22 protein-coding genes are annotated in these 22972 nt (G+C 64.0%); 6 read left to right on the forward strand and 16 right to left on the reverse strand.

Going from position 1 to position 22972, the window contains the following annotated elements; all coding sequences use genetic code 11:
- The first annotated feature begins 130 nt into the window (after positions 1–130).
- On the forward strand, positions 131–883 hold the full coding sequence (locus TO66_RS29890) for a DUF2059 domain-containing protein (RefSeq protein WP_044465630.1): 753 nt from the start codon (positions 131–133) through the stop codon (positions 881–883).
- 30 nt (positions 884–913) lie between these two features.
- On the opposite strand, the gene TO66_RS29895 is transcribed toward TO66_RS29890, so the two are convergent.
- Positions 914–1837, reverse strand: a complete 924-nt coding sequence (locus tag TO66_RS29895; RefSeq protein WP_044465631.1) for an alpha/beta hydrolase — start codon at positions 1835–1837, stop codon at positions 914–916.
- Between the two features lie 110 nt (positions 1838–1947).
- On the opposite strand from TO66_RS29895, the gene TO66_RS29900 reads away from it, so the two are divergent.
- Both TO66_RS29900 and TO66_RS29905 read left to right on the forward strand, forming a co-directional pair.
- Positions 1948–2526, forward strand: a complete 579-nt coding sequence (locus TO66_RS29900) for a DUF6436 domain-containing protein (RefSeq protein WP_044465632.1) — start codon at positions 1948–1950, stop codon at positions 2524–2526.
- A gap of 103 nt (positions 2527–2629) precedes the next feature.
- On the forward strand, positions 2630–5041 hold the full coding sequence (locus tag TO66_RS29905; RefSeq protein WP_044466187.1) for a penicillin acylase family protein: 2412 nt from the start codon (positions 2630–2632) through the stop codon (positions 5039–5041).
- 108 nt (positions 5042–5149) lie between these two features.
- On the opposite strand, the gene TO66_RS29910 is transcribed toward TO66_RS29905, so the two are convergent.
- Positions 5150–6055 (reverse strand): AraC family transcriptional regulator, encoded by a 906-nt coding sequence (locus TO66_RS29910; RefSeq protein WP_044465633.1) that lies wholly within the window; start codon positions 6053–6055, stop codon positions 5150–5152.
- 111 nt (positions 6056–6166) lie between these two features.
- Here TO66_RS29910 and TO66_RS29915 point away from each other — a divergent pair, with 111 nt between their 5' ends.
- A complete protein-coding gene (locus TO66_RS29915) occupies positions 6167–6508 on the forward strand; it encodes a carboxymuconolactone decarboxylase family protein (protein WP_044465634.1) in 342 nt (113 codons plus the stop codon).
- A 93-nt stretch (positions 6509–6601) separates the two neighbouring features.
- Here TO66_RS29915 and TO66_RS29920 read toward each other — a convergent pair whose 3' ends face one another.
- From TO66_RS29920 to TO66_RS34060, 8 genes are all read right to left on the reverse strand, one after another.
- Complete coding sequence (locus TO66_RS29920; RefSeq protein ID WP_044465635.1) at positions 6602–7492, reverse strand: ABC transporter permease subunit; 891 nt, start codon at positions 7490–7492, stop codon at positions 6602–6604.
- Positions 7489–8409 carry an ABC transporter permease subunit gene (locus TO66_RS29925; RefSeq protein ID WP_044465636.1) on the reverse strand — a complete coding sequence of 307 codons (921 nt, stop codon included), beginning with the start codon at positions 8407–8409 and terminating at the stop codon, positions 7489–7491. Before TO66_RS29925 ends, TO66_RS29920 begins: the two co-directional genes overlap by 4 nt.
- Positions 8406–9548, reverse strand: a complete 1143-nt coding sequence (locus tag TO66_RS29930) for an ABC transporter ATP-binding protein (protein WP_007928322.1) — start codon at positions 9546–9548, stop codon at positions 8406–8408. Before TO66_RS29930 ends, TO66_RS29925 begins: the two co-directional genes overlap by 4 nt.
- A gap of 71 nt (positions 9549–9619) precedes the next feature.
- On the reverse strand, positions 9620–10714 hold the full coding sequence (locus tag TO66_RS29935; protein WP_044465637.1) for a polyamine ABC transporter substrate-binding protein: 1095 nt from the start codon (positions 10712–10714) through the stop codon (positions 9620–9622).
- Between the two features lie 242 nt (positions 10715–10956).
- Positions 10957–12054, reverse strand: coding sequence for a polyamine ABC transporter substrate-binding protein (locus TO66_RS29940; protein WP_044465638.1), 1098 nt, complete (start codon positions 12052–12054; stop codon positions 10957–10959).
- A 187-nt stretch (positions 12055–12241) separates the two neighbouring features.
- On the reverse strand, positions 12242–13606 hold the full coding sequence (locus TO66_RS29945) for an aspartate aminotransferase family protein (protein WP_044465639.1): 1365 nt from the start codon (positions 13604–13606) through the stop codon (positions 12242–12244).
- 57 nt (positions 13607–13663) lie between these two features.
- On the reverse strand, positions 13664–15022 hold the full coding sequence (locus tag TO66_RS29950) for a glutamine synthetase family protein (RefSeq protein WP_044465640.1): 1359 nt from the start codon (positions 15020–15022) through the stop codon (positions 13664–13666).
- 8 nt (positions 15023–15030) lie between these two features.
- Positions 15031–15549, reverse strand: coding sequence for a hypothetical protein (locus TO66_RS34060; RefSeq protein WP_082061153.1), 519 nt, complete (start codon positions 15547–15549; stop codon positions 15031–15033).
- A 284-nt stretch (positions 15550–15833) separates the two neighbouring features.
- Here TO66_RS34060 and TO66_RS29960 point away from each other — a divergent pair, with 284 nt between their 5' ends.
- Both TO66_RS29960 and TO66_RS29965 read left to right on the forward strand, forming a co-directional pair.
- Positions 15834–17210: a glutamine synthetase family protein gene (locus TO66_RS29960; protein WP_044465642.1), complete on the forward strand. Its 1377-nt coding sequence runs from the start codon at positions 15834–15836 to the stop codon at positions 17208–17210.
- 227 nt (positions 17211–17437) lie between these two features.
- A complete protein-coding gene (locus TO66_RS29965; protein WP_044465643.1) occupies positions 17438–18082 on the forward strand; it encodes a TetR/AcrR family transcriptional regulator in 645 nt (214 codons plus the stop codon).
- Between the two features lie 110 nt (positions 18083–18192).
- Here TO66_RS29965 and TO66_RS29970 read toward each other — a convergent pair whose 3' ends face one another.
- The 6 genes from TO66_RS29970 to ssuE form a co-directional block, all read right to left on the reverse strand.
- Entirely contained in the window at positions 18193–18408 is a 216-nt protein-coding gene (locus tag TO66_RS29970) for a molybdopterin-binding protein (RefSeq protein WP_007928303.1), read from the reverse strand.
- 39 nt (positions 18409–18447) lie between these two features.
- Positions 18448–19254: an aliphatic sulfonates ABC transporter ATP-binding protein gene (gene ssuB / locus TO66_RS29975; RefSeq protein WP_044465644.1), complete on the reverse strand. Its 807-nt coding sequence runs from the start codon at positions 19252–19254 to the stop codon at positions 18448–18450.
- Positions 19251–20039, reverse strand: a complete 789-nt coding sequence (ssuC, locus tag TO66_RS29980) for an aliphatic sulfonate ABC transporter permease SsuC (protein WP_044465645.1) — start codon at positions 20037–20039, stop codon at positions 19251–19253. Before ssuC ends, ssuB begins: the two co-directional genes overlap by 4 nt.
- Positions 20040–20048: 9 nt before the next feature.
- Positions 20049–21197 carry an FMNH2-dependent alkanesulfonate monooxygenase gene (gene ssuD / locus TO66_RS29985; RefSeq protein WP_044465646.1) on the reverse strand — a complete coding sequence of 383 codons (1149 nt, stop codon included), beginning with the start codon at positions 21195–21197 and terminating at the stop codon, positions 20049–20051.
- A 25-nt stretch (positions 21198–21222) separates the two neighbouring features.
- Positions 21223–22191 (reverse strand): sulfonate ABC transporter substrate-binding protein, encoded by a 969-nt coding sequence (locus TO66_RS29990; RefSeq protein ID WP_044465647.1) that lies wholly within the window; start codon positions 22189–22191, stop codon positions 21223–21225.
- A gap of 90 nt (positions 22192–22281) precedes the next feature.
- Positions 22282–22875: an NADPH-dependent FMN reductase gene (gene ssuE, locus TO66_RS29995; protein WP_044465648.1), complete on the reverse strand. Its 594-nt coding sequence runs from the start codon at positions 22873–22875 to the stop codon at positions 22282–22284.
- Positions 22876–22972: the final 97 nt, after the last annotated feature.

Genomic DNA, 22972 nt, shown 5'->3' on the forward strand with positions numbered 1-22972 from the left:
ATTCTGACCAAGCAGCCTGACGGCCTTGGTATTCGTCCTGCGATCGGACAGTTTGCGTACTGAACTGATACGAATTCTCGACAACCATCGCCTTGCCCCGGAGAATAGTGGGCTGCCGACAGGAGTCCTTATGCGCCGTTTGCTTTTTTCACTGTTGATGTTCTGTGTGTTGCCCGCCTGGGCAGACGGCCACGACCAGTTGTACAAGGTCGCCGGCTGGCCGGAACAACGCGCGCATTTCAACGATGCCCTCACCGCCGCCCAGCAGCGTTACCAGAACAGCCTGCCGCCAGCGGTGTATCAGGCGCTGGTCAACAACAGCAACCAGCGCTTCGCCCCGCAGGCCATGGACCGCCGCGCCCAGGCCCAGCTGCGGCAGAACCTCGCCGACCCGCAGCCGGCGCTGAAGTTTTTCCAGTCGCCGCTGGGGCGCAAGATCATCGCCGCCGAACTGCTGGCGACCCGTCGCGACCAATTGGCGAAAAACGCCCAGGGCCTGCCGAAGATGCAGGCCAGCGATACCCGTCAACTGATCATCGGCCACCTGGCCCAGGCGCTGCCGGCCCGCGAGGCCGGTGCGGAAGTCAGCCTGGCCATCGCCGGCGTGGCGGCCGACAGCCTGAGCCAGATGATCCCCGGCCTGCTCGGCGCCGGCCAGGCGCAGAACATGCTCAACGGCCAGCGCCAGCGGCTGATGGCGCAGATCGGCAACGACTTGAACAACACCTTGCTGTACGTCTATCGCGACTTGTCCGACCCCGAGCTGGAAGAATTCGCCAATTTCGCCGAGTCCGCCGACGGCAAGGCCTACTATCAGGCCGCCCTGGCCGCGATCCGTGCCGGGCTGGCCGTCGGCCAGAGCACATCGAGCCTCGCTCCCTGAACACCCCCGCCCCCTATAGCGGGAATAGGTTCAAAGATGCTGGTTCAGGAAGGCGAAGTATTGCTGGCGGATGCGCTCCGCCTCGTTCGCCAGGTGATGCCGCGCCTCGGGCAGCATCAGCACCTGGGGATGCTGGAATTTCTCCCCGAGCACTTGCAGGTTGTGCTGCCAATCCACTGTCATGTCCGCCTGCCCCTGGACGATCAGCGGCTGCCGGCTGCTGCGCGGGGCCCGTTCGATGCGCTTGATCCAGCGCGCCAGCGCCCCGACCCAGGCGGTCGGCAGGCGCCGGGGTTGCAAGGGGTCGCGCTGCAGGAACGGCAGGAAGCCGGGATCGGTGGAGTTCTCGCTGAAACGCCGGGCAATGCCTTTGACGAAAGGCCTGAGCAGGTAATAGCTGAGCCTGGACCAGCCCCAGGCCCGTGGACGCACCAGTGGCGACAGCAGGATCACCTGCCCCTGCGCCGGGCTTTGCGCCCCCTGGTTGAGCAGATGATCGACCACGATCGCGCCCCCTGTGCTTTGCCCGCACAGGTGCCAGGGCTGCGGCAGGTCGAGGGACCGGGCCTCATCGAACAAGCCTTGCAGCACCGCCTGGTACACCGCGAAATCGTCGATGCTGGCGCGCTCGCCGCTGGACAGCCCGTGGCCCGGCAAGTCGCAGGCAATCACCGCCCACTGCCGCTGCAGCGCCCACTCGATTACATGTCGGTACAAGCCCATGTGGTCGTAGAAGCCGTGCAGCAGAAACACCGTGGCCACCGGCCGTTCGGGCCACCAGACCTGGCCGACCACCTCGAAGCCGCCAACCGCGAAACGCCCCAGCCCGCGCCTGACCGGCAGGTCCAGCCCATAGAAGCGCTGATAGGCCTGCGCCTGCTCCGAGAGCGGCCGGGCCTCGGCCAGGGGCCGCAGGCTGGCGCGCAGAAGGTCGGGGTCGAAGGTCACAGGCATAAGGTTTTTCCAGGGAGGGGCGCGAAACGCAAAACGGGCTTTATCGGTCTGCGATATTCATCTGTCGCGGCAAGCATGGCAAGCTACGCGACCTCCAAGGAATGATCCGTATGCGCCTGCCCTACCGCACGACCCTGCTTGCCAGCCTGCTCGCGCTCCTGTGCGCCGGGGTGCTGTGGGGCGCCTACGACTGGTTCCAGGGACGTTTCCTGCGCGCCTTCAGCGAGCACACCGCGGTGTTTTCCGGCGACCCGCTGCAATTGCCGTCCGGCCTGGCCGGCGAAGGCGCCATCCGCCTGGTGCACTTCTGGGACCCGGCCTGCCCCTGCAATGTCGGCAACCAGCAACACCTGGCCGAACTGATCGAACACTACGGCCCGCAGGGCGTGGAATTCTACTCCGTGCAGAAAAGCGGCAGCCACGGCCAGTTGCCCGCCACCCTGAGCCGCCTGAAAATCCTCGACGACCTGCCCGGCTCGGAGCAGGTCCCCGCCAGCCCGGCCGTGGCGATCTGGGACCGCAGCGGCAAGCTGGCCTACTTCGGCCCCTACAGCGAAGGGCTGACCTGCAATTCCAGCAACAGCTTCATCGAGCCGATCCTCCAGGCCCTGCACGAAGGCCGCACGGTCAACGCCACCCACACCCTGGCGGTGGGCTGTTATTGTCCATGGCCGAACCCGACGGATTAAGGCATTCGCGACTTTTCGCGGACAGTGGATGCCCGGCGCAGAAGGCCTGTGCTAAATGTTTGCCTTCACCCGGCAGGCCATCGCCGAAGAACAAGGAGTCACCATGAAACGCAGCCTGACCGTAGTCGCCGTCCTGATCCTCGCCCTTGTCGCCGGCGGGGGCTGGTACCTGTACAGCAAGCAGCCGTCGCGCCAGGGCCAGGTCGAGCTTGCGCGCCTGCAGGGCTCGGTCACCGTGCGTTACGACGAACGCGGCGTGCCGCATATCCGCGCCGAAAACGAAACCGACCTGTACCGTGCGCTGGGCTATGTGCATGCCCAGGACCGGCTGTTCCAGATGGAGATCATGCGGCGCCTGGCCCGGGGCGAGCTGGCCGAGATCCTCGGGCCCAAGCTGCTGGACACCGACAAGCTGTTCCGCAGCCTGCGTATCCGCGAGCGCGCCGACAGCTATGTGGCCGCGCTGGACCGCCAGTCCCCGGCCTGGAAAGGCCTGCAAGCCTACCTGGACGGGATCAACCAGTATCAGGATACGCACCCGCAACCCGTCGAATTCGACGTGCTGGGCATCCCCAAGCGCTCCTTCACCGCCGAAGACAGCATCAGCGTCGCCGGCTACATGGCCTACAGCTTCGCCGCGGCCTTTCGTACCGAGCCGCTGCTGACCTACGTGCGCGACCAGCTCGGCAGCGATTACCTGAAAGTCTTCGACCTCGACTGGCAAGCCAAGGGCGTGCTGGCCAAGGGACGCGCCCCGCTGTCCCTCGGCCTGGCCGCCAGCGACTGGCAAGACCTCGGCGCCATCGCCCAGTTGAGCGAGCAAGCCCTGGCCGACGCCGGCCTGCCGCAGTTCGAAGGCAGCAACGCCTGGGCGATCTCCGGCACCCGGACCAAGAACGGCAAGCCGTTGCTGGCCGGCGATCCGCACATCCGCTTCGCCGTCCCCTCGGTGTGGTACGAGGCCCAGCTGTCGGCGCCGGGCTTCGAGCTCTACGGCCATCATCAAGCGCTGGTGCCCTATGCCTTCCTGGGCCACAACCTGGACTTCGGCTGGAGCCTGACCATGTTCCAGAACGACGATCTGGACCTGATCGCCGAGAAGATCAACCCGGACAACGCCAACCAGGTCTGGTACCGCGGCAAGTGGGTCGACCTGGTCACCAGCCAACAGCAGATCGCGGTGAAGGGCCAACCGCCGGTCACCCAGATCCTGCGCCAGTCGCCCCACGGGCCGATCGTCAACGATGCGCTCGGGGCCAACGCCGGCAAGACGCCGATTGCCATGTGGTGGGCCTTCCTGGAAGCGCCCAACCCGATCCTCGACGGCTTCTACCAGCTCAACCGCGCCGACACCCTGGCCAAGGCCCGCAGCGCGGCGGCCAAGGTCCAGGCGCCGGGGCTGAATATCGTCTGGGCCAACGCCAAGGGCGATATCGGCTGGTGGGCCGCGGCGCTGCTGCCGAAACGGCCGATCGGCGCCAAGGGCTCCTTTATCCTCGACGGCAGCACGTCGCTGGCGGACAAGGACGGTTTCTACCCGTTCAGCGCCAACCCGCAGGAAGAAAACCCGGCGCGCGGCTACATCCTCTCGGCCAACTTCCAGCCGGTCTCGCCCACCGGCATGGAGATTCCCGGCTACTACAACCTCGCCGACCGCGGCCAGCAACTGGATCGCCAGCTCAGCGACAAAAGCGTGAAGTGGGACCTCGAAGCCAGCCAGAAACTCCAGCTCGGCACCACTACCGCCTACGGCCCGCGCCTGCTGGCGCCGCTGCTACCGGTGCTGCGCGAGGTGGTGAGCGACCCGCAAGAGCTCAAGCTGGTGGAGCAACTGGCGCAGTGGCAAGGCGACTATCCGCTGGACTCGACCAGCGCCACCCTGTTCAACCAGTTCCTGTTCGACCTCACCGATGCCGCCTTCCACGACGAGCTGGGCGACGCCTTCTTCGACACCCTGCTGACCACCCGGGTGATCGACGCCGCGCTGCCGCGCCTGGCCGCCTCCGCCGATTCGCCGTGGTGGGACAACCGCAACACCCTGGGCCAGGAAAACCGCGCCGATACCGTGAGGAGCGCCTGGCGCGCCAGCATCGCCCATCTCAAGGCCACCTACGGCGATGACCCCGCGCAATGGCGCTGGGGCCAGGCGCACACCCTGACCCATGGCCACCCGCTGGGCCTGCAGAAACCCCTGGACCGGTTCTTCAACGTCGGCCCGTTCGCCGCCCCGGGCACCCACGAGGTGCCGAACAACCAGTCGGCGAAGATCGGGCCCGCGCCCTGGCCGGTGACCTACGGCCCTTCGACCCGGCGCCTGATCGACTTCGCCGACCCGGCCCACAGCCTGACCATCAACCCGGTCGGGCAAAGCGGCGTGCTGTTCGACAGGCATTACCAGGACCAGGCCGAGGCCTATATCGAGGGCGTGTACCAACAGGCGCACTTCAACGAAGAAGAAGTCACGGCCAATACCCACAGCACCCTGAAGCTGTTGCCGGCGCGGGCGGCGCAATAACCCCTTGCTCCCGTAGAAGCCAGCCTGCTGGCGATACGGGCGCCGCGGTATGTCAGGTACGGCGCTATCGCGAGCAGGCTCCGCTCCGACAAAAATTGGCGCAGGCCGTCAGATCTGCCGCCTGAGCTTGCCTGGGGCCTCGCCATAGGCCTCCTTGAACTTCTTGCTGAACGCCGCCTGTGACTGATAGCCGACCTCGGCGGCGATATCGCTCAAGCTCAAATGCGAATGCCTGAGCAGCCCGAATGCCCGCTCCATGCGGACCCGGGTCAACAGCGCCCAGGGCGAGACCCCGGCCACCCGCACGAATGCCCGCATGAAGGTGGCCCGCGACATCGCCGCGGCCTGCGCCAGGCCATCGATGTTCCATTGATGGGCCGGATCGGTGAGCATCGCCTGCCAGGCGCGCCCCAGGCGCTTGTCGCCGAGCAACGCCAGGGTGCCGCTCTGCGGCAGCGCACTGTCCAGATAGGCCCGCAACATCAGGGTGAACAGGGCCGACGACAACGCGTCGAGCAAAGACCGGGCGCCAGCCTGGGCGCCGTCGGCCTCGCCGCGTAACAGGGCCACCAACGCCGCCAGCGGGCCCTCGCCAGGTGCCGCGACGCCGGGAATCAGCAAATACTGCGGCAAGGCGGCGAACAGCATGGAGGCCCGGTTGTAGAAAAACCGCCCGCAGAGCATGTCCAGCTCGACCTCCCGGTCGCCCAGCCGGTGCACCGGCACCGCCCCCGACGCCTCCACCACCGGCGCGATCGCGGGCACTCGCCGATCGGGGCTGCGCATGACATGGGGTGAGCCCTCCGGCAACAGCAGGACATCCCCGGCCCGCAGATGCAGGCGCTGCCCGTCGGGCAGCTCAACCCGGCACTGCCCCGCCAGGACGATGTGATAAGGCGCCATGCCCAGCGCTTCCTGGGGATGCTCCAGGGTCCAGCCGCCCTGGAACTGACAACGCAGATCCAGGCTACCGCGCACATTGGCCAGGGCAATGAGGGTATCGATCGAATTCATTTGAGCGCATCGCGTCGGTAAGTGAGCGGATCGGACAAACCCGGAACGCCAGGAGGGTCGAGACTACAGGTGTCGCGACAGTACACCCCATCCCCTTCTGGAGTTAATGCCATGTTCAACAATTGGTCAGAACTGCTGCCCACCGTCAAGAAAGCCTTCGGCTCCCTGGGCAAGAGCAACCCGAAAATGGTCCAGGCCTACATGGCCCTGGGCGAAGCGGCGGCAGAAAACGACGTACTCGACGCCAAGACCCGCGAACTGATTTCCATCGCCGTAGCCATCACCACCCGCTGCGACGGTTGCATCGGCGTGCATACCGACGCCGCGATCAAGGCCGGGGCGTCCCGCGAAGAAGTGGCAGCGACCCTGGCCACCGCCATTTCGCTGAATGCCGGCGCAGCCTATATCTATTCGCTGCGCACGCTGGAAGCCTACGACACGCTGAAAAGCTGAGGCGACGGCACTGCGGTGACTGCCGCCAGAAACGACATCGCCCCAATCCTGGGGCGATGTCTTGCAGCGGGTAAGTCGTGTTGCTGTCGCGCCTCAGGCCACTTCCGGGGCCTGGGAACGACGGACGTCCGGCTGCTTCCAGGAGTCGGCGGCAGCTTCTTCGATGGCTTGCTGGATGGCGCGCTTGCGGCGCTCTTCGGCCTGGCGGCTGAAGTACCAGACCAGGAAGGTCACCAGCGACACCGCCAGCAGGATCAGGCTGGCCACGGCGTTGATCTCCGGCTTCACCCCCAGGCGCACCGCCGAGAACACTTCCATCGGCAGGGTGGTGGAGCCCGGGCCGGAGACGAAGCTCGCCAGCACCAGGTCGTCCAGCGACAGGGCGAACGACATCATGCCGCCCGCCGCCAGCGACGGCGCGATCATCGGGATGGTGATCAGGAAGAACACCTTCCACGGCCGCGCGCCCAGGTCCATGGCCGCCTCTTCGATGGACAGGTCCAGCTCGCGCAGGCGCGCCGACACCACTACCGCCACATAAGCCGCGCAGAACGTGGTGTGGGCGATCCAGATGGTGACGATGCCCCGCTCCTGGGGCCAGCCGATCATCTGGGCCATGGCCACGAACAGCAGCAACAGCGACAGACCGGTGATCACCTCGGGCATTACCAGCGGCGCGGTGACCAGGCCACCGAACAGGGTACGACCCTTGAAACGGGTGATGCGGGTCAGCACGAAGGCCGCCAGGGTGCCCAGGGCCACCGCCGCCACGGCGGTGTAGCAGGCGATCTCCAGCGAGCGCACCACCGAACCCATCAGTTGCGAGTTGTCCAGCAGGCCGACATACCATTTCACCGACCAGCCGCCCCAGACCGTCACCAGCTTGGAGGCGTTGAACGAGTAGATCACCAGGATCAGCATCGGCAGGTAGATGAACAACAGCCCCAGCACCAGCATCAGGTTGGAGAAACTGAAGCGCTTCATTCCTTGCCCTCCATTTCTTTGGCCTGACTGCGGTTGAAGAGGATGATCGGCACAATCAGGATCGCCAGCATCACCACCGCCAGGGCCGAAGCCACCGGCCAGTCACGGTTGTTGAAGAACTCTTGCCACAGCACCTTGCCGATCATCAGGGTCTCCGGGCCACCGAGCAGCTCGGGGATCACGAACTCGCCGACCACCGGGATGAACACCAGCATGCAGCCGGCGATGATGCCGTTCTTCGACAGCGGCACGGTGATCTTCCAGAAGCTGTTGAAGGTGCTCGACCCCAGGTCCGAGGCGGCCTCGAGCAGGCTGGTATCGTGCTTCACCAGGTTGGCGTACAGCGGCAGCACCATGAACGGCAGGTACGAATAGACCACGCCGATATACACCGCCAGGTTGGTGTTGAGGATCTGCAGCGGCTCGTCGATCCAGCCCATGCTCATCAGGAAGCCGTTGAGCAGGCCGTTGTTGCTGAGGATGCCCATCCACGCATAGACGCGGATCAGGATCGCGGTCCAGGTCGGCATCATGATCAGCAGCACCAGCACGGTCTGCATCTCTTTGCGGGCACTGGCGATGGCGTAGGCCATCGGGTAGCCGATCAACAGGCACAGCAGCGTGCTGAAGAAGGCCATCTTCAGCGAGCCCAGGTAAGCGGCGATATACAGCTCGTCGTCGCCGAGCATCGCGTAGTTGCCCAGGTTGAGCAGCACCTGCAGCTTCTGGTCGACGAAGCTGTAGATCTCGGTATACGGCGGAATGGCCACGTCCGCTTCGGCGAAGCTGATCTTCAAGACGATGAAGAACGGCAGCATGAAGAACAGGAACAGCCAGAGGAAGGGCACCCCGATGACCAGCTGACGGCCACCGGGCGTTATCCGGTTGAGGCGGCGCTTGAGCTTTCGCATGTTCATGAGCGCAGTACCACGCCGCTGTCGTCTTCCCACCACACGTACACCTGGTCGCCCCAGGTCGGCCGCGCGCCGCGGCGCTCGGCGTTGGCCACGAACGACTGCACCAGCTTGCCGCTCGGCAGCTCGACGTAGAACACCGAATGCCCGCCGAGGTAGGCGATGTCATGCACCTTGCCGCTCGACCAGTTGTATTCGCAGGTCGGCATGTCCGGGGTCACCAGGAGTTTCTCCGGGCGGATGGCGTAGGTCACCGACTTGTCCTGCACCGAGGTGCTGATGCCGTGGCCCACGTAGATGTTGCGGTCCAGGTCCTTGCAGGTGATGGTCGCGTGGCCTTCGGCGTCGTCGATCACTTCACCCTCGAAGATGTTGACGTTGCCGATGAACTCGCAGACCAGGCGGCTGGTCGGGGTTTCGTAGATGTCGATCGGGCTGCCGATCTGGGCGATCCAGCCCAGGTGCATGATCGCGATGCGCTCGGCCATGGTCATGGCCTCTTCCTGGTCGTGGGTCACCATCACGCAGGTCACGCCCACGCGCTCGATGATCTCCACCAGTTCCAGTTGCATCTGCGAACGCAGCTTCTTGTCCAAGGCGCCCATCGGCTCGTCGAGCAGCAGCAGCTTCGGCCGCTTGGCCAGGGAACGGGCCAGGGCCACGCGCTGGCGCTGGCCACCGGAGAGCTGATGCGGCTTGCGCTTGGCGTACTGGCTCATCTGCACCAGCTTGAGCATCTCGGCCACGCGGGCATCGATCTCGGCCTTGGGGATCTTGTCCTGCTGCAGGCCGAAGGCGATGTTCTGCGCCACGGTCATGTGCGGGAACAAGGCGTAGGACTGGAACATCATGTTGATCGGCCGCTCGTAGGGCGGCATGTCGGTGATGTCCACACCGTCCAGGTAGATGCGCCCCTCCGTGGGCCGTTCGAAACCCGCCAGCATGCGCAGCAGGGTGGATTTGCCCGAACCCGAGCCGCCGAGCAGGGCGAAGATCTCGCCTTTCTTGATTTCCAGGGACACATCGTCCACGGCAATCGTCTCGTCGAACTTCTTCGTGACCCGGTCGATCTTGACCAGCACCTGCTTGGGTGTCTGGTCGCCCTCGAGGGCTTTCTTGTAGGCGCCGGAGGCAACTGCCATTTACGAAACTCCCAACAGAATTTGCAGTTCGCCCCATGCGGGCGAACTCTGGATAGTTTGAGCGATTGACGCTATTTGCCCGACTTGACCTTGGTCCAGCTGCGGGTCATGAGTCGTTGGATCTTGGGCGGCAACTCTGAGTTGACGTACAGCTTGTCGACAATCTCCTGCGGCGGGTAGACCGCTTCGTCCTGGCGGACCGATTGCTCCATCAGTTCGCCCGCCTTGGGGTTCGGGTTGGCGTAACCGACGTGGTCGCTGACCTGGGCGATCACCGCAGGTTCGAGCAGGTAATTGATGAAGGCATGCGCCTGCTTGACGTTACCGGCGTCCTTGGGAATGGCCAGCATGTCGAACCAGAGGTTGCCGCCTTCCTTGGGAATCACATAGGCGATGGCAATGCCCTTGCCGGCTTCCTCGGCGCGCGCCTTGGCCTGGAACACATCGCCGGAGAAACCCGCGGCGACGCAGATCTCGCCGTTGGCCAGGTCGGAGATGTATTTCGAGGAATTGAAATAGGTGACGTAGGGCCGTACCGCCATCAACTTGGCTTCGGCCTTCTTGTAGTCTTCGGGGTTCTGGCTGTTGGGGTCCAGGCCCAGGTAGTTGAGCACCGCCGGGAGCATCTCGTCGGCGGAATCGAGGAAGGCCACGCCGCAGCTCGACAGTTTCTTGATGTTTTCCGGCTCGAACAGCATGGCCCAGGAGTCGATCTTGTCCACGCCCAGCGCGGCCTTGACCTTCTCGACGTTATAGCCGATGCCGTTGGTGCCCCACAGGTAAGGCACGGCGTACTGGTTGCCCGGGTCGTTCTTCTCCAGGCGCTTGAGCAGCGCAGGGTCGAGATTCGAATAATTGGGCAACTGCGCCTTGTCGAGCTTCTGGAACGCCCCGGCCTTGATCTGCTTGCCCAGGAAGTGGTTGGACGGCACGACCACGTCATAGCCGGTACGACCGGCCAGCAACTTACCTTCCAGGGTTTCGTTGGAGTCGAACACGTCGTACACCGGCTTGATGCCGGTGGCTTTCTCGAAATCTGCCAATGTGCTCTGACCGATATAGTCAGACCAGTTATAAATATGCACGGTCGGTGCGGCCTGGACACTGACGGCCAGCGTCAGCCCGGCACCTGCCAGCAAGGCTTTGCGAAATAAAGAAATAGGCAAGTGGAGGTCCTCTAAATAATTGGGCCTGGGTTGCCCGCGCTACCCGACAGCCAATGGCCGCCCAGCAACAAAACCGGCGCGCAACTTACCCTCGATAAACCGATCCAGCAAAACTTTCTGTCATTGAATGACTACAAAACGCTGCAGCCGCCGCCATGAGGCGGTTATCGACACCGTTGCCTTGAAGGATGTCGGCCGCCGCCAAGGCCATTACAGCCCGGTCGGCGGCTACAGGTCTGGCATTACTTACCGGATTTGATCTTGGTCCAGCTGCGGGTCAGGATCCGCTGGGTCGCCGCCGGCAAGTCGGCAATGGCGTACAGCTTGGCCTGCACGTCGGCAGGTGGGTAGATGCCCGGGTCGGCGGTGATCTCTTTATCGACCAGCGCCGTCGCAGCCGCGTTACCGTTCGGGAAACGCACGGCGTTGGTGATTTCCGCCATGATTTCCGGCTTCTGCAGGAAGGTCATGAACTTGTAGGCGCCTTCGACGTTTTCGGCGTCCTTGGGAATGGCGACCATGTCATAGAAGCTGCCGGCGCCTTCCTTCGGAATGTTGTAGCTGACTTTCACCTTGTCGCCGGCCTCGGCAGCACGGGCCTTGGCCTGGTAGATGTCACCCGAGTAGCCGACGGCTACGCAGATATTGCCGTTGGCCAGGTCCGAAATGTACTTGGACGAGTGGAAGTAGCCGATCGAAGGACGGATCTTCAGGAACAGCGCTTCGGCTTCGGCCAGTTGCTTCTTGTCCTGGCTGTCGGTCGGGTAGCCGAGGTAATGCAGGGCCACCGGGATCATTTCGGTTGGCGAATCGAGGAAGCTGATACCGCACGACTTCAGCTTGGCGGCGTTCTCAGGCTTGAACAGCAGGTCCCAGGAGTTGGTCGGCGCATCGGCGCCCAGCGCGGCCTTGACCTTCTCGGCGTTGAAACCAATGCCGATCGAGCCCCACATGTAAGGGAAGGCGTGCTTGTTGCCCGGGTCGCTGACCGATACCGCCTTGAGCAGCGACTCGTTGAGATTCTTCCAGTTGGGCAGCTTGGACTTGTCCAGCTCCTGATAGACACCCGCCTTGATCTGCTTGGCCAGGAAGTTGTTCGACGGTACGACGATGTCGTAGCCGGACTTGCCTGCCAGCAACTTGGCTTCGAGGGTTTCGTTACTGTCGAACACGTCATAGACGACTTTGATGCCCGACTCGGTTTCAAACTTCTTGATGGTGTCCGGCGCAATGTAGTCGGACCAGTTGTAAACGTGCAGCACCTTGTCATCCGCCTGGGCCGCCGCTGCCATCACGCCCATCAGGGACATGGCGAGGAGGGTCTTGCCAGCTTTCTTCATACCTAATGCCTTCATGCGTAATGCTCCAATTATTCTTTTTAACCTTGCGTTCAGCGACCGGTTGCCGGGCAACTAAAAACAGGCGGTAGTCTGGCAAGTTCCAAGGCAGGCTTTCAACAAAAGCCCCATCCTTTATGACCGCTCCGAGCGAAAGTACCCCGAAGTACTCCCGCTCAGAGCCTAGCACTTAGCCCTGCAACGCACTCAGGGTCAGATCCAGGCACTTGCGCGCCTTGGCCACCAGCTCGTCGATCTCCTCCCGGGTGATCACCAGGGGCGGAGCGATGATCATGGTGTCGCCAACGGCACGCATGATCAGGCCGTTGTCGAAGCAGAACTGCCGGCAGATCATGCCCACGCCCTTGCCGACATAACGTGCCCGGGTAGCCTTGTCCTGAACCAGCTCGATAGCGCCCAGCAGGCCGACTCCGCGAACCTCACCCACCAGCGGGTGATCGTTCAGTTCCCGCAGGCGTTTCTGCAAATACGGTGCCGTTTCTGCCTGGACGCGCTCGATAATTTTCTCGTCGCGCATGATGCGGATGTTTTCCAGGGCCACCGCGGCGGCCACCGGGTGCCCGGAATAGGTGAAACCGTGGTTGAAGTCGCCGCCCTCGTTGAGCACCGCCACCACTTCGTCGCGCACCACCAGGCCGCCCATCGGGATGTAGCCGGACGTCAGGCCCTTGGCGATGGTCATCATGTCCGGCTTGAGGCCGTAGAAGTCGCTACCGAACCACTCACCGGTACGACCGAAACCGCAGATCACCTCGTCGGCGACGAACAGGATGTCGTACTTGGCGAGGATCTCCTTGATCCGCGGCCAGTAGCTGTCCGGCGGTACGATCACCCCGCCCGCGCCCTGGATCGGCTCGGCGATGAAGGCCCCGACGTTGTCGACGCCGACTTCGAGAATCTTCTCTTCCAGCTGGTTGGCCGCCCAGATCCCGAACTCGTGCGGGCTCATGTCGCCGCCCTCGCCGAACCAGTAAGGCTGCGGGATATGCACGATGCCCGGGATCGGCAGGTCGCCCTGTTCGTGCATGTAGGTCATGCCGCCCAGGCTCGCGCCGGCCACGGTAGAACCGTGGTAGCCGTTGACCCGGCTGATGATGGTTTTCTTCTGCGGCTGGCCCTTGATCGCCCAGTAGTGGCGAACCATGCGCAGCATGGTGTCGTTGCCTTCGGAGCCGGAACCGGTGAAGAACACATGGTTCATGCCCTGCGGCGCGACATCGGCAATCGCCTTGGCCAGCTCCAGCGCCGGCGGGTGGGCGGTCTGGAAGAACAGGTTGTAGTACGGCAGCTCGCGCATCTGCTTGCTGGCTGCCTCGGCGAGTTCCGCGCGGCCGTAACCGATGGCCACGCACCACAGGCCGGCCATGCCGTCGAGGATCTTGTTGCCCTCGCTGTCCCAGAGGTAGACGCCCTCGGCGTTGGTGATGATGCGCGGGCCCTTCTCCTTCAACTGCTTGAAGTCACTGAACGGAGCCAGGTGGTGCTCGCTGCTGAGGGTTTGCCACTCACGGGTTTGCGGGTTGTTGCTGGTCATTGGAACTCTCCTGATTTTCCGGTGAAGGCGCCGCCGGTTACCGCGGCGCCCCGCGCATCAGACGGCGAAGAGCAGGAACTCCCGCTCCCATGAACTGATCACGCGCTTGAAGTTTTCATGCTCGGCCCGCTTGACCGCGACGTAGCCAGTGATGAATTTCTTGCCCAGGTACTTCTCGATGGTCTTGCTGTTTTCCATGCGCTCCAGGGCGTCCTCGATGGTCAACGGCAGGCGCAGGTTGCGCCGCTCGTAACCGCGGCCGACCACCGGGGCGCTCGGGTTGTGGCCTTCGACCATGCCGATGAAGCCGCACAGCAGGCTGGCGGCGATGGCCAGGTAAGGGTTGGCGTCGGCGCCCGGCAGGCGGTTTTCCACCCGGCGGTTCTGCGGCCCGGCATCCGGTACGCGCAGGCCCACGGTGCGGTTCTCTTCGCCCCACTCCACGTTCACCGGGGCCGAGGTGTCCGGCAGGAAGCGGCGGAACGAGTTGACGTTGGGCGCGAACAGCGGCAGCAGCTCGGGGATGAACTTCTGCAGGCCGCCGATGTGGTTGAGGAACAGCTGGCTCATGGTCCCGTCTTCGTTGGAGAAGACGTTCTTGCCGGTCTCGATGTCGATGATGCTCTGGTGCAGGTGCATGGCACTGCCCGGCTCGCCGGTCATCGGCTTGGCCATGAAGGTCGCGGCCACGTCATGCTTGAGCGCGGCTTCGCGCATGGTGCGCTTGAACACCAGGATCTGGTCGGCCAGGGACAGGGCGTCGCCGTGACGGAAGTTGATTTCCATCTGCGCCGTGCCGTCTTCGTGGATCAGCGTGTCGAGGTCCAGCTCCTGCAGTTCGCACCAGTCGTAGACATCCTCGAACAACGGGTCGAATTCGTTCGCCGCCTCGATGGAGAACGACTGGCGACCGGTTTCCGGACGGCCGGAGCGCCCCACCGGCGGCTGCAGCGGGTAGTCCGGGTCGTCGCTGCGCTTGGTCAGGTAGAACTCCATCTCCGGCGCCACGATCGGCTGCCAGCCGTGATCGGCATAGAGCTTGAGCACTTTCTTGAGCACGTTGCGCGGCGACAGCTCGATCGGGTTGCCCTGCTTGTCGTAGGTGTCGTGGATCACCTGGGCGGTCGGCTCGATGGCCCAGGGCACCATGAATACCGCGTTCTGATCGGGACGGCAGACCATGTCGATGTCGGCCGGGTCCAGCAATTCGTAATAGATGTCGTCTTCGACATAGTCGCCGGTGACCGTCTGCAACAGCACGCTCTCGGGCAGGCGCATGCCTTTTTCGGCGATGAACTTGTTGGTCGGCGAGATCTTGCCCCGGGTGATCCCGGTCAGGTCGCCAATCATGCATTCGACTTCTGTGATCTTGTGGTCTTTCAACCAATCGGTGAGCTGGTCGAGGTTGTTGCTCATAAATGCCTCTAGGCGTGAGTTTCCTGACTCTTATAAGCCAGGTTGTGTGACGCATCGGCGTCGCATCGGGGGACCCGCTTGCCACAGGCATCGTCAGATGCCGGGAAGCCAGGGTAACGGGAGCTAGAGCTTACCTGCCATTGAGGGTACTGATGCACCCCCAAGGCAAAAGCCTTGCCTCCCCCGGTCGGCGCCCCTTCGAGCGGGAAGGCTGCGACCCACCCGCCAGGCGCACGGACCTCGCCCCCGTATTCGGCATCCTGCCCACCGTCAGGCCCGGCAGCGCCGGCGATACCGGCCCTGTGCAAGGGACTTTCATGATGAACGCATGCGTTATGGGCAGAGGAACGGCTAAAGAGAATGTGCGCCGGACCGTCCAGAATATCGGACGGGGCCGGAACATCGGCCAGGGCTGGAAGGATCATGGCTGCTACTGCATGAACGCACGGATCACCACAGGTGTGAGAAGCATGCAGACCGATCTGCCTGGAGCAGGCGGTGACGCCGATTAACGGCAGGCGAGACATGAAACACCCCGGTATTATTGATGTTATGGGTTTGAATCGAGCTTAGCCTTGTTCATTTTTTTACACAACACCCCCGTAAAAAATACAACACGGCCCGCTCAAGCCTGCGGCGAGCAGGACCTTCGCAGCCCCCAAAGCGCCCCAAAAATGCCCCACAAGCGCTTTTTTAGGGCAAAAAAGGCCTCGCTTGACTTCGGCAGGCCGTTCGGGTTGACTGAAACCAGAAAAGCCCAATGATTGATATTTTTAACAAACGTTATTCTTAATAACAAAGGTGTTGCATCATGTCGGTACCCCCGCGTGCCGTTCAGCTCAACGAAGCGAACGCGTTCCTTAAGGAACATCCTGAGGTTCTGTACGTTGACCTTCTGATTGCGGATATGAATGGTGTGGTGCGCGGCAAGCGCATCGAACGCACCAGCCTCCACAAGGTTTACGAGAAAGGCATCAACCTGCCGGCCTCCCTGTTTGCCCTGGATATCAATGGCTCGACGGTGGAAAGCACCGGCCTGGGCCTGGACATCGGCGACGCCGACCGGATCTGCTATCCCATCCCCGATACCCTGAGCAACGAACCCTGGCAGAAGCGCCCGACCGCGCAACTGCTGATGACCATGCACGAACTCGAGGGCGAGCCGTTCTTCGCCGACCCGCGCGAAGTGTTGCGCCAGGTCGTGGCCAAGTTCGACGAGCTGGGCCTGACCATCTGCGCGGCGTTCGAGCTGGAGTTCTACCTGATCGACCAGGAGAACGTGAACGGCCGGCCACAGCCGCCACGCTCGCCGATCTCCGGCAAGCGTCCGCACTCGACCCAGGTCTACCTGATCGACGACCTCGACGAATACGTCGACTGCCTGCAGGACATCCTCGAAGGTGCGAAAGAGCAAGGCATCCCCGCCGACGCCATCGTCAAGGAAAGCGCGCCGGCGCAGTTCGAAGTCAACCTGCATCACGTCGCCGACCCGATCAAGGCCTGTGACTACGCGGTCCTGCTCAAGCGCCTGATCAAGAACATCGCCTACGACCATGAGATGGACACCACCTTCATGGCCAAGCCTTACCCGGGCCAGGCGGGTAATGGCCTGCATGTCCACATCTCGGTCCTGGACAAGGATGGCAAGAATATTTTTGCCAGCGAGGATCCCGAGCAGAACGCCGCACTGCGTCACGCGATCGGCGGTGTGCTCGAGACCCTACCGGCGCAGATGGCTTTCCTCTGCCCGAACGTCAACTCCTACCGTCGTTTCGGCGCGCAGTTCTACGTGCCGAACTCGCCGAGCTGGGGCCTGGACAACCGTACCGTGGCCCTGCGCGTGCCGACCGGCTCCGCCGATGCGGTCCGCCTGGAGCACCGCGTGGCCGGCGCCGACGCCAACCCGTACCTGCTGATGGCTTCGGTCCTGGCGGGCGTGCACCACGGCCTGACCAACAAGGTCGAGCCACCGCCGCCAACCGAAGGCAACAGCTACGAGCAGAACGAGCAGAGCCTGCCGAACAACCTGCGCGATGCCCTGCGCGAGCTGGACGACAGCGAAGTCATGGCCCGCTACATCGACCCGAAATACATCGATATCTTCGTGGCCTGCAAAGAGAGCGAGCTGGAAGAGTTCGAACACTCGATCTCCGACCTCGAGTACAACTGGTACCTGCATACCGTGTAAGCGGCGCAGCCGGAAAACGACGCCACAGGCCGCAACGCCTGTGGCGTTTTTTTATGGCCGCCTTGCGGCGGATCGCGGGCAAGCCTCGCTCCTACAAGAGCAATTGCATACACCCCGGACCTCCTGTGGAAGCGAGCGGGCGGCGATCCGACTTGCCAGCGAAGGCGCCCTGGCAGACAACACCCAGCCCGCCTCGTACAATGCCGGCTGCCCCGCAGGAGACTCCCATGACACGCGTAGCCGCCCCCCGCAAACCCCGTGCACGCAGCCAGGCCCGGATCGACTCGATACTCGAGGCCGCCCGCACCCTGCTCGCCGCCGAGGGCGTGGCCAGCCTGTCGATCTACAGCGTCGCCGAACGCGCACAGATCCCGCCCTCCTCGGTCTATCACTTCTTCGCCAGCGTGCCCGCGCTGCTCGAAGCGCTGACCGCCGACGTCCATGCGGCGTTCCGCGCCTGCCTGCAGGAACCCATCGACCATGCAGCGCTGAACAGCTGGCACGACCTGTCGCGCCTGGTCGAGCAACGCATGCTCGCCATCTACAGCGCCGACGCCGCGGCCCGCCAGTTGATCCTCGCCCAGCATGGCCTCACCGAAGTCACCCAGGCCGATCGCCAGCACGACATCGAGCTGGGCGACCTGATGCGCAAGTTGTTCGACCGGCACTTCCAACTGCCGGCGCTGCCCGAGGAGGTCGATGTGTTCGCCCTGGCCATGGAGCTGGGCGACCGCGTCTATGCGCGCTCGGTACAGCAGCACGGGCAGATCACCGGACGCATGGCCGAGGAGGGCATGCGCGTATTCGACGCCTACCTGGGGCTGTACCTGCCGCCCTATCTGCCCAAGCGCGAGCTATCGCAGGCGGGCTGACGCCTAGCGCGAGCACGCTCGATCCCACCAGGGTTCGAGCCGCTCAAGCCCTGCCCCACAAAAAAGCCCCGAAGGGCTCGCGCCGTCCGGGGCCGGTTGTCGCGCACCGATCACAACTTGGCGATCGACACCTCGGTGGATTTCACGAAGGCGATCACCTCACTGCCGATCGCCAGTTCCAGCTCCCGGACCGAACGCGTGGTGATCACCGACGTGACGATGCCGGAGGCGGTTTGTACGTCGATTTCCGACAGCACGTCGCCTTCGACGATTTCCTTGATGGTGCCTTTGAACTGGTTACGAACGTTGATGGCTTTGATAGTCATGGTGTTGATTCCTGTCTGGGGTAAGGGTGTGAGGTTGCTTTACTGAGCCCAACGCAATTGCGTGGGCAAGGGTGAAACGGGTTCCGGCTCGGGCGGTGTCCCGGGCAGCGACAGCACGCGGTTGAGGACTTCGGCTTCCAGGGCGGCCAGTCGATGGGAGCCCCGCACCCGTGGGCGCGGCAGCTCCACCAGCAGGTCGAGACCGACCTCGCCCTCTTCGATCAGGATCACCCGGTCGGCCACTGCCACCGCTTCACTGACATCGTGGGTCACCAGCAGGACGGTGAAGCCATGCTGCTGCCACAGGCGCTCGATCAGTTGCTGCATTTCGATCCGGGTCAGGGCATCCAGCGCGCCCAGCGGCTCGTCCAGCAGCAACAGCCGCGGCTGATGAATCAGCGCCCGGGCCAGGGCCACGCGCTGTTTCTGGCCGCCGGACAGGGCCGCCGGCCACTCGTTGGCGCGATCGGCCAGACCCACCGCCTCGAGGGCTTCCAGGGCCTGGGCACGCCAGTCGCCCTTGAGGCCCAGGCCAACGTTGTCGATGACTTTCTTCCAGGGCAGCAGGCGCGCCTCCTGGAACATCAGCCGGGTGTCTTCGATCGCCTGGCTCAGCGGTGCGGCGCCGGCCAGCAGCTCGCCGGCGGTGGGCTGGTCGAGACCGGCCAGCAAGCGCAGCAAGGTGCTCTTGCCGCAGCCGCTGCGGCCGACCACCGCGACGAACTGCCCGGCCGGGATGTGCAGGTCGATCTCGCGCAGCACTTGGCGCGCACCGAAGGTCTTTTGCAGCTTGCGCACGACCAGCGGGATCCCGCGCAGCAGGCGTGGCGGTTGTTGAGCCGTCATTGCGCACCTCCCTTGGCCACTTGATAGGCCGGATGCCAGCGCAGCCAGGCACGTTCAAGGCCGCGCGCGACGAGGTCCGCCAGCTTGCCGAGCACGGCGTACATGACGATGGCCAGTACCACCACGTCGGTCTGCAGGAACTCCCGGGCGTTCATTGCCAGGTAGCCGATGCCGGAGCTGGCGGAGATGGTTTCCGCGACGATCAGCGTCAGCCACATGAAGCCCAGGGCGAAACGCACGCCCACCAGGATCGACGGCAAGGCGCCCGGCAGGATCACCTGGCGAAACAGGGCAAAGCCCGACAAGCCGTAGCTGCGCGCCATTTCCACCAGCGCCGGGTCGACATTGCGAATACCGTGATAGGTATTCAGGTAAATCGGGAACAACGTGCCCAGGGCCACCAGGAAAATCTTCGCCGACTCGTCGATGCCGAACCACAGGATCACCAGGGGAATCAGCGCCAGGTGCGGCACGTTGCGGATCATTTGCACGGAACTGTCCAGCAGGCGTTCGCCCCACTTCGACAGGCCGGTGATAAACCCCAGGGTCAGGCCGATGCCGCCACCGATCAGGAAGCCGATCGCCGCGCGCCAGCCACTGATGGCCAGGTGAGTCCAGATTTCGCCGCTGCGCACCAGTTCGACCCCGGCGGCAATCACCGCGCTGGGGGCCGGCAGGATCCGCGTCGACAGCCAGCCCGCCGAAACCGACAGCTGCCACACCGCCAGTAGCAGCAACGGCAGGGCCCAGGGCGCCAGGCGATGGAACAAGGTTTGTCTGTTCATGGCCGCGCCTCAGCTCTGGGACGCAGCTTTGGGGATGATGTCGTTGGCGACCATTTCGCCGAACGGGCTCACATAACCGGCGCCCTTGGGCTGTTCGGGCCGCTGGATATCCAGGTGCGGGAACAACAGCTCGGCCACCCGGTACGACTCCTCCAGGTGGGGATAGCCGGAGAAGATAAAGGTATCGATGCCCAGGTCCGCGTATTCCTTCATCCGCGCGGCCACGGTCGGGCCGTCGCCGACCAGCGCGGTGCCCGCGCCGCCACGTACCAGGCCGACGCCGGCCCAGAGGTTGGGGCTGACTTCCAGTTTGTCACGGCGCCCGCCATGCAGGGCCGCCATGCGCTGCTGGCCGACCGAGTCGAAACGCGCCAGGGAAGCCTGGGCACGGGCGATGGTGTCGTCGTCCAGGTGGGAGATCAGGCGTTCGGCCGCTTGCCAGGCCTCGGCGTTGGTTTCGCGCACGATCACGTGCAGGCGGATGCCGAAGCGCACGCTGCGTCCCTGCTTGGCAGCCTTGGCGCGCACCTGCTCGATTTTCTCGGCCACCGCGGCTGGCGGTTCGCCCCAGGTCAGGACCATGTCCACCTGCTCGGCGGCGAGGTCCTGGGCGGCTTCCGAGGAGCCGCCGAAGTACAGCGGCGGACGCGGTTGCTGGATCGGCGGATAGAGCAGCTTGGCGCCCTTCACGCTGATGTGCTGGCCGTCGTAGTCGACGGTCTCGCCCTCCAGCACACGCCGCCAGATGCGGGTGAACTCCACCGAGGCTTGATAACGCTCCTCGTGATCGAGAAACAGGCCATCGCCGGCCAGCTCGTCCGGGTCGCCACCGGTCACCAGGTTGAACAGCGCCCGGCCGCCGGACAGGCGATCCAGGGTCGCGGCCTGGCGTGCCGCCACTGTCGGGGAAATGATGCCGGGGCGCAGGGCGACGAGGAACTTCAGGCGCTGGGTCACCGGAATCAGCGATGCCGCCACCAGCCAGGAATCCTCGCAGGAACGCCCGGTGGGGATCAGCACGCCGCCGAAGCCGAGGCGGTCCGCTGCCTGGGCGATCTGCTGCAGGTAACCGTGATCGACGGCGCGAGCGCCTTCGGCGGTGCCAAGGTAATGGCCGTCGCCGTGGGTAGGCAGGAACCAGAAAATGTTGAGGCTCATGGAGTTGTCTCCTGAAGGAATCGGATTACGGCGCTTTGGCAACGGCGGCTGGAGGTGTCCAGATCACGTCCTTGATGCTCAGGGGCTTGGGAATCAGCTTGAGCTGGTGGAAGCTGTCGGCGATTTTCTGCTGCGCCGCGACCACTTCCGGGGTCAGGAACTGCGCGCCGTAGCCCTGGCGTTTCACCGAGGTCAGGGTGATGTCCGCCGGCAGGCCGAGCAGCGGCGCCACCTGTTGGGTCACCTCGTCCGGGTTGGCCTTGGACCACTCGCCCACCGCGCGCACTTCTTCCACCAGGGCCTTGATCACCTCGGGGTGCTGTTGCGCGTAGGGTTTGGTCGCCAGGTAAAACTGGTGGTTATCGACGATGCCGCTGCCGTCACGCAGGGTGCGGGCGTTCAGCTGCTTCTCGGCCGCGGCCTGGTAGGGGTCCCAGATCACCCAGGCGTCGACGCTGCCACGCTCGAAAGCGGCGCGGGCATCGGCGGGCGGCAGGAACACGGTCTGGATATCGCTGTACTTGAGGCCAGCGTCCTCGAGGGCGCGGACCAGCAGGTAATGCACGTTGGAGCCTTTGTTGAGGACGACCTTCTTGCCCTTGAGCTCGGCCACCGATTTGATCGGCGAATCCTTGGGCAACAGGATCGCTTCACTGGTGGGCGCCGGTGGCTCGTAGGCCACGTACACCAGGTCGGCACCGGCCGCCTGGGCAAACACTGGCGGGGTTTCGCCGGTGACGCCGAAGTCGATCGAACCGACGTTCAGGCCTTCCAGCAACTGCGGGCCGCCGGGGAACTCGGTCCATTGCACCTGCACCCCCTGCTCCGCCAGGCGCTTCTCCAGCGAGCCCTTGGCCTTGAGCAGCACCAGGGTGCCGTACTTCTGATAGCCGATACGCAGGGTCTCGGCCGCTTGGGCTTGAACGATGACGCCGAAGGACACAGCCGCAGCAAACAGAGCGACCAGACCACGACGCAAAATCACAGGGCGCATGGCGCTCTCCTTTTTGCTGTTGGGTATTGGCTGCACCTGCTTGCCCGTTGGCGGACCAGTAAGGTGAGTACTTCGAATTCGGGGTGAGGCTCAAATGCTCCAGCGAGCACTCAACAAACGGTCATTCAACAGATTCGGGTCCAGCGGCTTGGGACGCCGCGCCATGGCGCTGTGGAACTGCTCCAGGGCCTCGTGCAGGCGCTGTTCCAGCGCCGGCGCCAACTGCGCCTGGGCGCTGCCTTCGCCGTAGGCGATCTGGCTGTCCTCGGCGAAGATGCCCTGGAGCATCTCCTGGGCCTTCAGCGCCGACAGCACGGGCTTGAGCGCGTAGTCCACCGCCAGCATGTGGGCGATGCTGCCGCCCGTGGCCATCGGCAACACCACCTTGTGATTCAGGGCGCGCTCCGGCAGCAGGTCGAGCACGGTTTTCAACGCGCCGGAAAACGATGCCTTGTAGACCGGCGTGGCGATCAGCAATCCGTCGGCCTGCTCGATCTGTTGCAACAGATCGATCACCATCGGGCTGTCGAAGCGCGCATGGAGCAGATCCTCGGCCGGGAAATCCCGGACCTGGTAGTCGACCACTTCCACACCTTGTTGCTGCAACCAGCGTTTGGCACGTTCCAGCAGCACCCCGGAGCGGGAGCGTTGGCTGGGACTGCCACCGAGCGAGACGACCAGCATGCAGAGAGTTCCTTAACGGTAATGGGCGATTCGCGGTTTGCGATCTCGCTGAGCTGAGCAGACCTTAACAGCCTATTCATATATCCATAAATCTTAT

The sequence above is a fragment of the Pseudomonas sp. MRSN 12121 genome (assembly GCF_000931465.1).
Lineage (GTDB): Bacteria > Pseudomonadota > Gammaproteobacteria > Pseudomonadales > Pseudomonadaceae > Aquipseudomonas.

Excerpts from the sequence above, each read along its gene's own strand:
- TO66_RS29905 (WP_044466187.1), top strand. The coding sequence starts at position 2,630 with ATGAAACGCAGCCTGACCGTAGTCGCCGTCCTGATCCTCGCCCTTGTC.
- TO66_RS29915 (WP_044465634.1), top strand. The coding sequence starts at position 6,167 with ATGTTCAACAATTGGTCAGAACTGCTGCCCACCGTCAAGAAAGCCTTC.
- TO66_RS29900 (WP_044465632.1), top strand. The coding sequence starts at position 1,948 with ATGCGCCTGCCCTACCGCACGACCCTGCTTGCCAGCCTGCTCGCGCTC.
- ssuC (WP_044465645.1), bottom strand. The coding sequence starts at position 20,039 with ATGAACAGACAAACCTTGTTCCATCGCCTGGCGCCCTGGGCCCTGCCG.
- TO66_RS29950 (WP_044465640.1), bottom strand. The coding sequence starts at position 15,022 with ATGAGCAACAACCTCGACCAGCTCACCGATTGGTTGAAAGACCACAAG.
- ssuE (WP_044465648.1), bottom strand. The coding sequence starts at position 22,875 with ATGCTGGTCGTCTCGCTCGGTGGCAGTCCCAGCCAACGCTCCCGCTCC.
- ssuD (WP_044465646.1), bottom strand. The coding sequence starts at position 21,197 with ATGAGCCTCAACATTTTCTGGTTCCTGCCTACCCACGGCGACGGCCAT.
- TO66_RS29895 (WP_044465631.1), bottom strand. The coding sequence starts at position 1,837 with ATGCCTGTGACCTTCGACCCCGACCTTCTGCGCGCCAGCCTGCGGCCC.
- TO66_RS29970 (WP_007928303.1), bottom strand. The coding sequence starts at position 18,408 with ATGACTATCAAAGCCATCAACGTTCGTAACCAGTTCAAAGGCACCATC.
- TO66_RS29920 (WP_044465635.1), bottom strand. The coding sequence starts at position 7,492 with ATGAAGCGCTTCAGTTTCTCCAACCTGATGCTGGTGCTGGGGCTGTTG.
- TO66_RS29925 (WP_044465636.1), bottom strand. The coding sequence starts at position 8,409 with ATGAACATGCGAAAGCTCAAGCGCCGCCTCAACCGGATAACGCCCGGT.
- ssuB (WP_044465644.1), bottom strand. The coding sequence starts at position 19,254 with ATGACGGCTCAACAACCGCCACGCCTGCTGCGCGGGATCCCGCTGGTC.
- TO66_RS29890 (WP_044465630.1), top strand. The coding sequence starts at position 131 with ATGCGCCGTTTGCTTTTTTCACTGTTGATGTTCTGTGTGTTGCCCGCC.
- TO66_RS29930 (WP_007928322.1), bottom strand. The coding sequence starts at position 9,548 with ATGGCAGTTGCCTCCGGCGCCTACAAGAAAGCCCTCGAGGGCGACCAG.
- TO66_RS29990 (WP_044465647.1), bottom strand. The coding sequence starts at position 22,191 with ATGCGCCCTGTGATTTTGCGTCGTGGTCTGGTCGCTCTGTTTGCTGCG.
- TO66_RS34060 (WP_082061153.1), bottom strand. The coding sequence starts at position 15,549 with ATGTCTCGCCTGCCGTTAATCGGCGTCACCGCCTGCTCCAGGCAGATC.
- TO66_RS29940 (WP_044465638.1), bottom strand. The coding sequence starts at position 12,054 with ATGAAGAAAGCTGGCAAGACCCTCCTCGCCATGTCCCTGATGGGCGTG.
- TO66_RS29965 (WP_044465643.1), top strand. The coding sequence starts at position 17,438 with ATGACACGCGTAGCCGCCCCCCGCAAACCCCGTGCACGCAGCCAGGCC.
- TO66_RS29960 (WP_044465642.1), top strand. The coding sequence starts at position 15,834 with ATGTCGGTACCCCCGCGTGCCGTTCAGCTCAACGAAGCGAACGCGTTC.
- TO66_RS29910 (WP_044465633.1), bottom strand. The coding sequence starts at position 6,055 with ATGAATTCGATCGATACCCTCATTGCCCTGGCCAATGTGCGCGGTAGC.
- TO66_RS29945 (WP_044465639.1), bottom strand. The coding sequence starts at position 13,606 with ATGACCAGCAACAACCCGCAAACCCGTGAGTGGCAAACCCTCAGCAGC.